The sequence below is a fragment of the Xanthomonas cucurbitae genome, from assembly GCF_002939885.1.
In the GTDB taxonomy this organism is placed as follows: domain Bacteria; phylum Pseudomonadota; class Gammaproteobacteria; order Xanthomonadales; family Xanthomonadaceae; genus Xanthomonas; species Xanthomonas cucurbitae.
Genome location: NZ_MDED01000036.1, coordinates 19,195 through 32,517 on the forward strand (window position 1 = coordinate 19,195; position 13,323 = coordinate 32,517).

The 13,323-nt window shown below is 67.9% G+C and carries 1 protein-coding gene; it reads left to right on the top strand.

The window, feature by feature from the left end:
- Positions 1–7: 7 nt before the first annotated feature.
- The coding region (locus tag XcuCFBP2542_RS15750) for a hemagglutinin repeat-containing protein (protein WP_104604741.1) at positions 8–13,323 on the top strand (13,316 nt) is incomplete at its 3' end.

Sequence of the window (13,323 nt, forward strand, 5' to 3'; positions counted from 1 at the left end):
AGAAACGATGGACATCCAAGCGTTGAGCGTGCGTGGTGACGTGGCCGAACAGAGCAAGCGCGCCTTGGCGCTGCTGCTATGCGTCACCATCACCTGGACATCGTTCCCGGCATGGGCGCAGGTCGCGCCAACGCCCAACCCCGGCGGGCAGACGCCCGGGCAACAGGTCGCCGCCAACGGCGTGCCGGTGGTGGATATCGTGGCGCCCAATGCGCGCGGCATCTCGCACAACCGCTACACCACGTTCAATGTCGGCCCCAATGGGTTGATCCTCAACAACAGCGCGCAGATCTCCAGGACCGAGCTGGGCGGCTATGTGGCCGGCAACAACAATTTGCAACGCAGTGGCGCGGCCTCGCTGATCCTCAACGAGGTCACCTCGACCGCCAGCCGCCTGCAGGGCTACACCGAGATCGCCGGCGCCAGGGCGCAGCTGGTGATCGCCAATCCCAACGGCATTTCCTGCGACGGCTGCGGGTTTCTCAACACCTCGCGCGTCACCCTGACCACCGGCACGCCCACGCTGGGCGCCGATGGCACATTGAATGGCTTCAGCGTCACCGGCGGTGCGCTGACGATCGGCAGCAATGGATTGGACGCGTTCAACGTGGACCGCCTGGATCTTCTGTCGCGGCAACTCAATGTCGGCGGGTCGATCTGGACGCGGGAACTGCTGGCCAACGCCGGCACCGGCCGCATCAGCTACGACGGCATGCTGCTGGACGTGTTGCCCGGTAGCGATGGCGCAGCGCCGTCGATCGGCATCGACGTGGCGCAGCTGGGCGGAATGTATGCCGAGCGCATCCGCCTGATCGCCACCGATGCAGGGGTGGGCGTGGTCAGCCGCGGCACCCTGGCGGCGCAGAGCGGCGATCTGCAGATCGACAGCGCCGGCCAGGTGAGCCTGGGCGGCACCGCCGTGGCGCGCGATGGCGTGAGCATCCGTGCGGCCGGTGCGTTGGAGCAGGCCGGCATGCTGGGTTCGCAGCAGGGCGATGTGATCCTGCGCTCGGCGCGCATGCGCCTGGCCGGCGATCTGGTGGCCGCCGGGGCACTGGATGCGCAGGCCAGCGGGCTGCTGGTGCATGCCGGGCGCAGCAGCGCCGGGTCGATCCGTCTGTTTGGCTCGGAACTGGACGCCGATGGCAGCCTGCATGGCGCCGGTGCGTTGGAACTGGGCGCCGATGGCCTGTTGCGCAGTGGTGGTGTTGCCTATGGCGGCACCGGCGCGCGCCTGCGCGGTGGGCGCATTGCGCTGTCCGGTACCTTGCAGAGCGGCGCTGCGATCGCGTTGGAGGCGCAGACCATCGAGGCGCTGGGCACGCTGGATGCCGCAAGCGCATTGCGCTTGGCTGGTGGCGGCGATGTGCGGCTGGGCGGCTTGGCACAGGCCGGGCAAGGCATCGAGGTGCAGGCCGCAGGCCGCTTGACCGTGCAGGGGCAGGTGATTGCCGCCGATGCGCTGGCAGTGACCGCCGGTGCGCTCGAGATCGCACCGCGCGGTGCGCTCTCTGCAGGCGCGGATCTGGACCTGCGCAGTACCGGGGCGCTGCAGACCGCCGGCAGCGTCTACGCGGCGCGCGATCTGCGGGTGCAGGCAGGCAGCATGACCAGCACCGGCAGCATTGCCGCGGCGGGTGATGTGCAGGCAGCCGTTGCCGGCAGCCTGACCAATGGCGGCAGCATTGCCGCCGGCAACGCCTTGCGCGTGGACGCCGCGCAACTGGACAGTGCCGGCGATATCGGCAGCCAACGCGGCGACGCCACACTGCGCAGCCGCGCCGGCCTGCGCTTGAGCGGCAACACGGTGGCGGGCGGAACGCTGGCCGTGGATGGCGGCACCGACGTGCAGGTCGCCGGCACCCTCAACGCCGCCAGCGCCACCCTTGGCAGCGGCGGCACGCTGGCGGTGTCCGGCACGCTGCAGAGCACCCGCGGCGCGACCACGCTCGTCAGCGCTGGCGATCTGCGCACCGACGCGATGCTGCGTTCGGCCGGCGCGATCAACATGCAGGCCGGTGGCGCCCTGCGTCAGCGTGGCCAGCTCCACAGCGACGGCACGCTGCAACTGCGCGCTGCCAGCATCGATCACGCCGGTACGATCGACGCCGGCGGCGGCCTGCGCATCGCCAGCGCCACCGATCTGGCCCTGGACGGCACCGTGCAAAGCGCAGGCGCCGTCTCGATGCAGGCGGCAGCAGCGCTGGACAATCGCGCGAGCGTGGTGGCAGCCGGTGTGCTGCAGGTGGCGGCAGGATCGCTGCGCAATGCACAGGGCGCTGCGTTTTCGTCCGATGCCGACACGCTGGTGCGCACCAGCGGCACGCTGGACAACGCGGGCAGCCTGTATGCCGGCAATACCCTGCAACTGGCGGCCGGCACGCTTCTGCAGAGCGGCCGCGTCGGCGCAGGCAACGCGATTGCCGCGACGGCAAGCGGTGCGTTCGACAACACCGGCACCATCGTCGCCGCCAATACGGTGCAGATCGATGCGGCCAGCCTGCACAGCAGCGGCCAGCTTGGCAGCGAAGCGGCCAGCGTCAGCCTGGCCAGCCAGGGTGACATGCACCTGGAAGGTGTTGTTGCAGCGGCCACTGCGCTGCAGGCCACCGCCGCTGGCGACCTGCAACAGGCCGGTGTGCTGAAGGCGCGTTCGCTCGCCCTGGCGGCCGGCAAGGACCTCACCGTTGCCGGCAACGTGCAGGCAGCGCAGGCGCTGGATCTACAAGCGCAGCAGACCTTGAGCTTCGCCGCACAGGGCCAGGTGCAGGGCGATGCCTCGCTGCGTGCAGGTAGCATCGTCACCCACCAGGACGCGGTCTTGCAGACCGGCGGTGCGCTGACGCTGCGAGCCGATGCCATCGACAGCCGCGGCAAGCTGGATGCGGGAAGCGACCTGCAGATCCGCAGCCAGGGCGAACTGGCGCTGAGCGGCGTGGCGCAGGGCGGCCGCGACGTGACGGTGACGGCCGCCACGGCCGTGACCAATGCGGCGCATGTGGTCGCAGGCCGCGATCTGACGGTGCAGGCGCAGCGACTGGAAAATACCGCCGCCGGTGTGCTGGCAGGCGAGGGCAACCTGGCCCTGACCACCTCGGCGCAGCTCGATAACGCCGGCCGTGTGCAGGCCGGTGGCGACGTGCGCCTGGTCGCCGATCAGCTGGATCAGAGCGGCAGCGTGTCGGCCGGCAAGACCGTGCAGGTGGCGGTGGCCGGCACCCTGGACAATCGCGGCAGCCTGGCCGCCAGGCAGGCGCTGCAGGTCGAGGCAGGCACACTGCGCAGCAGCGGGCAACTGGGCAGCGAGCGCGCCGATGTCGGCTTGAGCAGCGGTGATGCGATGCAATTGGGCGGTGTCGTCGCCGCCGCGACCGCGTTGCGGGCCACGGCCGCTGGCGACCTGCAGCAGCGCGGAGCGCTCAACGCCCAGTCGCTCGCCTTGCAGGCCGGCCGCGACCTCACCATCGATGGCAACCTGCGGTCGGCCTCCACCCTGGACCTGCTGGCGCAGGGCACGCTCGCGTTGAACGGGCAGGCCTCCAGTGCCGCCGATGCAACCATCGGCGGTGCCCGCGTGCTGACCGATGCCGCGGCGGTGCTGCAGAGCGGTGCGGCGATCAACGTGAACGGCGGCGCCATCGACAGCCGCGGTGCGTTGGATGCCGCAACCGATGTCGCCCTGCGCAGCGCAGGCGATCTGGCCTTGGGCGGGGTGGTCCAGTCGCAGCGCGATGTCTTCTTGACCGCCAACGGCACGCTGCGCAACGCCGCCCAGGTCATCGCCGTACGCGATCTTGCCGTGCAAGCGGCCAGTGCCGCCAATGCCGCCGACGCGACGTTGGGAGCACAGCGCAACCTGCGCATCGAGATTGCTGGCGCACTGGACAACGCCGGCACCCTGCATGGCGAGCATGGGCTTGCCCTGTCCACCGGCTCGCTGTTGCAGCGTGGACGCCTGTACAGCGGCGATGCCCTGTCGATCGTTTCCACGGGCGCATTCCAGAACCTCGGGCAACTGGTGTCGGGCCAGAACCTGAGCATCACCGCCGACAGCATCCTCAGCACCGGGCAACTCGGCTCGGTCAACGCTGCGCTCACCCTGACCAGCCACAACGCGATCGACCTGCAAGGCGTGGTATCCGCTGCCACGGCGGTGCAGGCCACCGCCACGGGCGATCTGAGCCAGGCCGGCACGCTGACCGCGCGCACCGTCGCCCTGCAGGCCGGCCGCGATCTCAACGCAAACGGCACGCTGCAGGCGACAACCACGCTGGAATTGCAGGCGCAGCGCGCCCTGGCCCTCAACGGGCAGGCGCAGGCCGGCAGCACTGCCGCGTTGCGCGGCGACAGCATCGCCACCGGCACGGCCGCCGTGCTCAAAAGCGGCGGGCAGATCACCCTGGATGGTGTCGAAATCGACAGTCGTGGCACGCTCGATGCCGGCAGCGACCTGCGCCTGCGCAGCACCGGCGCCTTGGCGCTGGCAGGCGTGGCACAGGCCACGGGCGATGTGGAACTCACTGCCAATGGCAGCCTGCGCAATGCCGGCCAGGGAGTTGCCGGCCGTGATCTCTCGGTGCAGGCCAGCGCGATCGACAACGCGGCCGGGGGCGCCCTGGCCGCCGAGCGCGGCCTGGTCTTGACCAGTGGTGCCGTGCAGAGCGCCGGCACGCTGCAGAGCGGTGGCGACCTGCAGATCACCGCCGCCAGCGTGACCCAGACCGGTAGCGCGATCGCCGGCAAGGCGCTGAGCGCCGACGTCAGCGGGCTGCTGGACAACCGCGGCAACCTGATCGCCAAGGACGCGCTGCGCGTGGAGGCGGGCAACCTGCGTAGCAGCGGCCAGCTCGGTAGCGAAACGGCCAGCGTGACGCTGAGCAGCCGGGGCGACAGCGTGCTGCAGGGCGTGGTTGCCGCAGCCACCACGCTGCAGGCCACGGCCGCTGGCGATCTGCAGCAGGCCGGCTCGCTCAAGGCGCATGCGGTCGCATTGCAGGCCGGGCGCGATCTCACCGCCGCCGGCACGCTGCAATCGGCAACAGGGTTGGACCTGCAGGCCCAGCGCAGCCTGATGTTCAAGGGGCAGGCGGCCAGTGCCGGCAACGCCAGCCTGCGTGGCGCCAGCATCGCCACCGCGCAAGCGGCGGTCTTGCAGAGCGGCGGCGGCATCACCCTGGATGGCGCGGCGATCGACAGCCACGGCGCGCTCGATGCCGCCAGCGATCTGGCGTTGCGCAGCACCGGCAGTCTTGCCGTCGCCGGCGTGGCGCAGGCCGATCGCCATGTGGTGCTGAGCGCCACAAGCGCGATCAGTAACGCCGCCCAGGTCGTGGCCGGGCAGGACCTCACCGTGACCGCCGCCAGTGCGGGCAACAGCGGAACCGGTGTCCTGCTGGCCCAGGGCAACACCACCCTGTCCATCGCCGGCCTGCTGGACAATGCCGGCGCGGTGCGTGCAGGCAATCAACTGACCCTTGGCGTCGGTGCGCTGCGCCAGACCGGCCAGGCATACGGCGTGAGCGGCCTGGGGCTGACTGCGGCCGGTGCGGTGGACAACCGCGGCGGCCTGATCGGCGGCAACGGCCTGCGCGTGGAGGCCGACCAGCTCAGCAGCAGCGGGCAGCTGGGCAGCGAGCGCGGCGCGGTCGCCTTGACCAGTCGCGGCAACCTGCAACTCGATGGCAACCTGGCGGCGGCAGGCGCATTTTCCGCGCAGGCCGGTGGCACCCTGGCGCAACGTGGCAGCCTCAGTGCGGGCAGCACGCTGGAGCTACGTTCCAGCGGCGATCTCAGCGTGGCCGGGCAGCTAGCCGCGCAACAACTCACGCTGACCAGCGATGCGGTGCTGCGCCAACAGGGCGTGGTCAGTGGCAGCACCGTGGGCCTGCAGGGCGCGCGCATCGAAAACGCCGGCCAGACCACCGCCACCGGCGAGTTGAGCCTGCGTGCGGGCGACATCGCCATTGCCGGTACCGTGGGTGCAGGCATCGCCGGCGATGGCAGCCTGGGCAGTGCCGGGACCTTGCGCCTGGTCGCCGACCGCCAGCTGAGCGCCTCCGGCACGCTGCTGGCAGGTGGCAATCTGCTTGCGCAGGGCAGCCAGCTGCAACTGGCCGGCGCCGATACCCGCGCCACCGGCAACGTGGCGCTGACCACCACTGGCAGTCTGGATCACCGTGGCGGCGATCTGCTGGCGGGCGGCACGCTGACCATCCAGGCCGGTGGCGGCATCGACAACAGCCGGCTCAACGGAGTCGGCGGGCAGCTGCAGGCCAACCAGCTCGGCATCGATGCCGGCAGTTTGACCAATGCCGGCGGCCGCCTGGTCCAGAGCGGCACCGGCGCGACCCGCATCGGCCTCGCTGGCGCGTTCGACAACACCGCCGGCACGTTGGCCAGCAATGGGCAGGACCTGACCCTCACCGCTGCCAGTATCGACAATGCGCAGGGCCGCATCGAGCATGCCGGGGCCGGCACGCTCGCAGTCACCAGTCGCGGTGCCCTGGGCAACGTGGCGGGGCGCCTGCTCACGCAAGGTCAGCTGACCCTCGGCGCCGCCGGCACCGTGAACAACCAGGCCGGCACCGTTGCCGCTGCAGGCGATGCAAGCCTGAACGCAGCCAGCCTTGCCAATGTCGGTGGGTCGATCGCCGCGCGCGCGCTCTCGATACAGAGCGGTGGTGCAGTGGACAACCGCAGCGGGCTGCTGCAGGCCAGCGGCGGTGCATTGAACGTGCGCGCAGACAGTCTTGCCAATGCGGGCGGCACGGCGCAGGCCGTGACCAGTGGCGGTGCGGGTGGCGGTTTGCGCATCGAACTCAATCGAGGCTTGGACAACGGCAACGGCCTGATCGGTGCAAGCACCGACGCGGTCATCATCGCAGACAACCTCAGCAACGCAGGTGGCAGCCTGCAGGCCGCACGCGACCTGAGCATCACCGCACGCGGCCAGCTGGACAATCACCAGGCCGGCAAGCTCAGTGCCGGGCGCGATCTCACCGTTGCGGCGAGCGGCGCCTTGCTCAACAGCGGTGGCCAGCTCGACGCGGGCAATGCGCTCACTGCTTCCGGCGTGCGCATCGACAATACCCAGGGCAGCATCGTCAACAACGGTGGCGGCTTGACGCGCATCATCACCGGCGGCGCCCTGACCAACGGCAACGGCAACCTGGGCGGGCGCGGCAGCGTGGTCATCGATGCGGCCTCCATCGCCAACACCAGCGGGCAGCTGGTCGCTGCCGGCGATCTGATCGCCAACACCAACAGCCTGGATAATCAGGGCGGCAGCGTCTACGCCGGCGCCAACGTCCTGTTGCAGCGTGCGGGTGCGTTCCTCGACAACCGCAATGGCAGGATCAAGGCCGAGCAGTCGGTACAGCTCAGGCTGCAATCGCTGAGCAATGCCGGCGGGCAGATCGGCGCCGGCAGCGTCAGCGGTGGGGCCGGCAACGTGCTAATCGACACCGTCGGCTTCGACGGCGGCGGCAGCATCCTGGCGCAGAACCTGCTGGATCTGACGCTGCGCAGCGACTACACCCATCGCGCCGGCGCCGATCTCGTCAGCAATGGCGATTTCAACCTGCGCGTGGGCGGCAACCTGGTGAACGAGGCCACGCTCAAGGCCGCGCGTCGGCTGGACATCACCGCCAGCACCATCAGCAACCGCGCCGGTGCCAGCATCCTCGCCAACGACACCCGCCTCACCGGCGGCAACCTGATCGACAACGCCGGCAGCCTCTCCGGCAACGGCGCGTTGTCGCTGGTGGCCAACAACCTCTACAACACCGGCAGCATCGTCGGCGGCAATGTGGCGGTGAATACCGGCACCCTGGTCAATGGCGCCGATGTCGGCGGTGCGACCGACAACGCCGCCTACGGCTCGGCCTTGCTCGGCTCCACCGGCAACATGAACCTGATCGTGCGCGATCAACTGCTCAACCGCGATGCGCGCATCTTCAGCCTGGGCAATATTGCCATTGGTGGCGCGCAGGATGCCGGTGGCACGCTGGTAGCCCGGACCGGGGTGGTGAGTAACCTGTCGGGCAGTATTGAGGCCGATGGGAATGTCTTGATTGCGGCTGGTCAGATTAACAACCGGCGGCGAATAGTTGACGCGAAAACCGGTCCGCTGACTGATGCCGAACGTACTGCGGCAAATGCAGGGATGCCTGAAGAAGTGATCCGCAGCGACCCTCGCCCTGGGACGTCAGGAGCAGGAGGTATTCGTTATGAGGGCCACGATCCTGGCGTCTATCGCACCTACAACGTTCTTGAGCGAGAGCAACTTGTCTCTGCAAGTGCTGAAGGGCGCGTCATTGCCGGTGGCAACATCGGATTGTCAGGATATGTAACCAATAACGCTTCAACCATTGCCGCCGGTGGTGCTCTGCTCATCAATCAGCGCGGTGTAAATGGTCTCTCAGAAGGAATGCTTGCGGCCACCGACGACGCACTCAATCAAGCGCTAGCGTTAAGGCAGGTCACGGAATACACAGACACCGAGTACAGAGCACGCGCCGTGTTCAACGATTGCATGCTGCGTCAGGGTCAGCGGGTCGTGTGTTACTGGGAAACCGATGAAAGTGTTGTCGGATCAGGTAGGTTGGACAACAGTTACGTCGCCCTAGGCGCCAACATGACCGGCGGCCAAGGCGTCAGCATCAACGGTGCCACGATCAACAACGGTGCGGTCGGTATCGACGGGCGCGCGGTGAGCGGCGCGTCGTTGGCCGCAGTCGGCACGCAAGGCGGGTTGAGCGGTCGCGGCAGGCAGGGCGCAGCCACGGCAGCACAGCAGGCAGTGACCGGCCGCGCCAACAGCGGCGCCAACAGCATCCGTGTCGCGACGGGTACCTCCGGTAGCGCAGGCACGCAAGTCGGCGCCAACACACAGGATGCCACGCTGGCTGCCTCCGGTGGCATCGTCGCCACGTCGGTCGCGCCGGTCATGTCCAACGACAACGGCCTGGGGCGCAGCACGGTCGAACAGGTGGCGGTGCAGGCCACGGCGGCCGGCACCGGCATCGTGGCAGGCACCACCGAGAGCCGGATGCGCGTGGATCCGGCGACCATTCCGGTGACCGATCTGGCGGGTGGCGGGCAGACCTCGCTGAGCCAGATCGATCTGCCCATCGGTGGGCTGTATCGCCTGTCCAATGGCACTGCTACCGACCGCACCGCCATGGGTCGTGCAGCCACCGGCCTCGGCGGCATCAATGCCTGGCGCAGCAACGGCCCAGGCCGTCGTTACCTGATCGAGACCGACCCGCGCTTCGTCAACTACGACAACTTCATCAGCAGCGACTTCCTGCTGGACAAGCTGGGCGTGGACCCGGAGTGGACCCAGGCCCGGCTGGGCGATGGCTTCTACGAGCAGCGCCTGGTGCTGGACCAGATCACCCAGCTCACTGGCCGCCGCTATCTGGCCAACTACGCCGATGGCGTGGCGCAATACCGCGCCTTGCTGGAATCCGGCGTGGCCGCCGCAGGCCAGCTGCAATTGAGCATGGGCGTGGGCCTCACCGCCGCGCAGGCGGCGGCGCTCACGCAGGACATCGTGTGGATGGTGGAGCAGGACTACCAGGGCCAGAAGGTGCTGGTGCCGGTGGTGTATCTGGCCTCCAATTCGCTGCAGCTACGCGGCAATGGTGCCTTGATCGCTGGCGGCAACGTCGCGCTCAATGCCACCAACGGCCTGAGCAACCAGGGTGTGATCGCCGGCGCCGATGTCAGCCTCACCGCCGGCAACCTGCTCAACCAGGGGCGCGTCAGCGGCACCGGCACCGTGGCATTGGAAGCGCGCAACGACCTGCTCAACCAGGGCCAGATCCAGGGCCGCGATGTTGGGCTGGCGGCCGGTAACAATCTGGCCAGCGAAGCGGCCAAGGCCCTCAATGGCGCCGGCATCCTGTCCGGCATCAGTGCCAGCAATACGTTGCAACTATTCGCCGGCAATGACATGACGCTGACCGGCACCCGCGTGCAGGCCGGCGGCAGCGCGGCGCTGATCGCAGGCAACACCCTCAGCCTCACGCCCAGCGCGTTGCGCAACGATAACGGCCTGCTGCGCGGCGGCGATGCCGTCTCGCTCATCACCGGCAAGGACCTGATCGTCTCCGCCGGCAACGACCTGCAATTGCATGGCGTGACCATCACTGCCGGCGGCAGCGCGGCCCTGCAAGCGGGCAACAACCTCTCGCTGACCCCGACCACCGGTTTGGACGGCAAGGCCGGCACCCGCACCACCATCAGCACCGGCAACAGCCTGCAGCTGACCGCTGGCAACGACCTGACCATCCGCCAGGCCGAGGTCAAGGCAGGTGGTGATCTGATCGCCGCAGCGGGCAACAACCTCAACGTCGCGTCGGTGCTCAACGACAGCCAGACCAGCAACTTCAACACCCGCAACAGCAAGACCCGCGTCAACACCACCACGACCACGCAGACCATCGACCAGCAGGCGCTCACTGCCGGCGGCAACCTGATCCTCAGCGCCGGCAACGACGTCAACCTGGTGGCGGCCAAGCTGGACGCCGGCAAGGGCTTGGGCATCAGCGCCGGCAACGACATCAACGCCAGCACGCTGACCACGGTGGACACCAGCACCACGCAAGAAACGCGCAAGCGCTTCAAGCAGACCACCAGCACTCGCGACGAAACCGTCCACGGGACCGAGTTCACCGCCGGCAGCAACCTCGCCCTGCAGGCGGGCAACGACATCACGCTCACCGCTGCATCGGCTGCTACCAAAGAGGGCGGTATCACCCTGGCCGCCGGCAACAACGTCAACCTGCTCGCCGCCAGCGAGCAGCACGATGCCGTGCAGGACATGACCAAGAAGAAGAAGGGCACGTTCAGCAGCAAGACCACCACCACGCATGATGCGTGGCAGGACACGCTTGCCATTGGTACAGCGCTGAGTGGTGAGTCGGTCAACATCTCGGCTGGCAACGACGTGGCCGTGGTCGGCTCGACCGTCCTGGCTACCGGCGATGTGCGCCTGGCCGCCGGCAACAACGTCACCATCGAATCCGCGCAGGACACCAGCAGCGAGGCGCACAGCTTCAGTCAGAAGCGCTCCGGCCTGACCGGTAGCATTGGCAATGGCGTGGCGAGCATCGGCTACAGCCATGCGCGCAGCAATAGCCAGAACGCCACCGACTCGGTCACCCAGGTCGCTTCATCGGTTGGCTCGACCGAGGGCAACCTTGTGGTCAGCGCCGGCAACCAGCTGACCATCGCTGCATCGGACATCGGTGCCGGCAAGGACCTGACCCTGGCGGCCAAGGACATCGCGCTGCTGGCGCGACAGAACACGGTCGATAACCAAGCCAGCCAGTCCAGCAAGTCGAACGGCTTCTCGGTGGGTGTGACCTACGATCCGGGCGCTTCCTATCGCAGCGCACGCGATTCGACCACCAAGAACATGGTCGATACCGGCTCCACGATGAGCAAGATCAGCCGCGATGCCGAAGGCGCCGCCGCTGGCACCATGGCCGCGATCACCCCGGTGGTCATCCAGGCCAGCAGCCATCGCTCCAACGCGTCGCAGAACGCAAGCACCAGCGACGCGCGGGTCAGCCAATTGGCGGCCGGTGGCAACCTCACGCTACTGGCTAGCGATGGCTCGATCACCAGCCAGGGCACGCAAATGTCCGCGGAGGGCAATGCGCTGCTGCTGGCCAGCAAGGACATCGTGTTCGACGTAGCGCACAGCACCCAGTCCAGCGGCAACGCCAGCACTGGCAAAGGCTGGGGCTTCAACAACGCGGCCGGCTTGCCGTACGGCAACTACAACCAGCAAGGCACCGGCAACGGGCAGACCGACACACTCACCGGTACCCAGTTGTCGGTAGGCGGCAACGCCAGCCTGACCACCACGCAGGGCGACATTGCACTGACTGCAAGCAACATCGCCGCCCAAGGCAATGTGAGCATGCGCGCCGCGGGCGACCTGACCATCCAGAGCGGGCAGGACCTCCTGGGCAATGCCAACCAATCCACCAGCAAGGGGATTGGTACGGTGGTCATCTCCGACACCGAGCGCTTTGCCGGCTACAACAAGAAGACCCACGTCGACGAGAACGCGCAGGTGGCGCAGGTGGCCAGCACCGTCGGCAGCCTGGGCGGCAATGTCAGCCTGAGCGCCGGTGGCGCGTACACGCAGGTGGCCAGCAACGTGGTCGCTGCCAAGGACGTGGACATCACCGCCGCCTCGATCCAGCTGCTGACCGCCAACACCAGCAGCTCCGCTTCGCAGCAGGATGACGACCTCAAAATTGGTGCCTTCGCGCGCATCAAATCCCCGCTGATCGATCTGATCAACAACGTGGACGATGCGCGCAAGTCCGACGGCCGCCTGGGTGCAATGCAGGGCATGGCAGCGGCAGCCAACGCGTACCAGACGGCGAGGGCGGTGCAGAGCGGCTCGCTGCTCAGCGTGGAAGCCGGCGTCGGCTTTGCGACCAGCGAGAGTAGCTTCAACAGCAGTAGTCAGATCTCACAAGGCTCCACCATCACCGGCGGTGGCAATGTCAGCCTGAAAACTACCGAAGGCGACCTGCGCATCGTGCAGGGCAACCTCAAGGCGGGCGACACGCTGAGCCTGGAGTCGGCACGCGATCTGGTGCTGGAAGCGGGCAACTCCAGCAGTACCGAACAGAGCAAGGGCAGCAATGCCGGCTTCGAAGTCGGCGTAGGTGCCTCGGTGGGTGCGCAGACGGGCGTGTATGCGTATGTGCAAGCCAGCGTCGGTAGCCACAAGTCGAACGTGGATGGCAGCAGCTGGCAGAACACCCAGTTGGCCGGGCAGAACATCGTGCTCACCTCTGAGGGCGACACCACACTGCGTGGCGCAGTGGTCAAGGGCGACCGGATCGACGTGCAGACCGGTGGCGACCTGACGATCGAATCGCTGCAGGACAAGCTGGATATCCAGTCCAAGGAAAGCAGCGTCGGTGGCCGCTTGCAGGTGTCGTTCGGCTCTGCGTGGGACGTCAGTGGCTACGCAAGCGCCGCCAAGGCCAACGGCAATTATCTGGGTGTGGTCGAGCAATCGGGCCTGTTCGCGGGCGATGGCGGTTATCACGTCACTGCCGGCAATGTGAACCTGATCGGCGGCGCCATCGCCAGTACCAATGCCGGTGCCAGCGAGTTGACGGCCGATTCGTTGACGTTCACCGATCTGAAAAACCGGATGGACTACAGCGCCTCGTCCGGCAGCATCAGCGGCGGCTTCGGCAGTAGCGGCAACCAGACCGATGCCAACGGCAACCCGGTGCAGCCGAGCGCTGGCGAGCAGTCGCGCGACATCGGCAACACCAT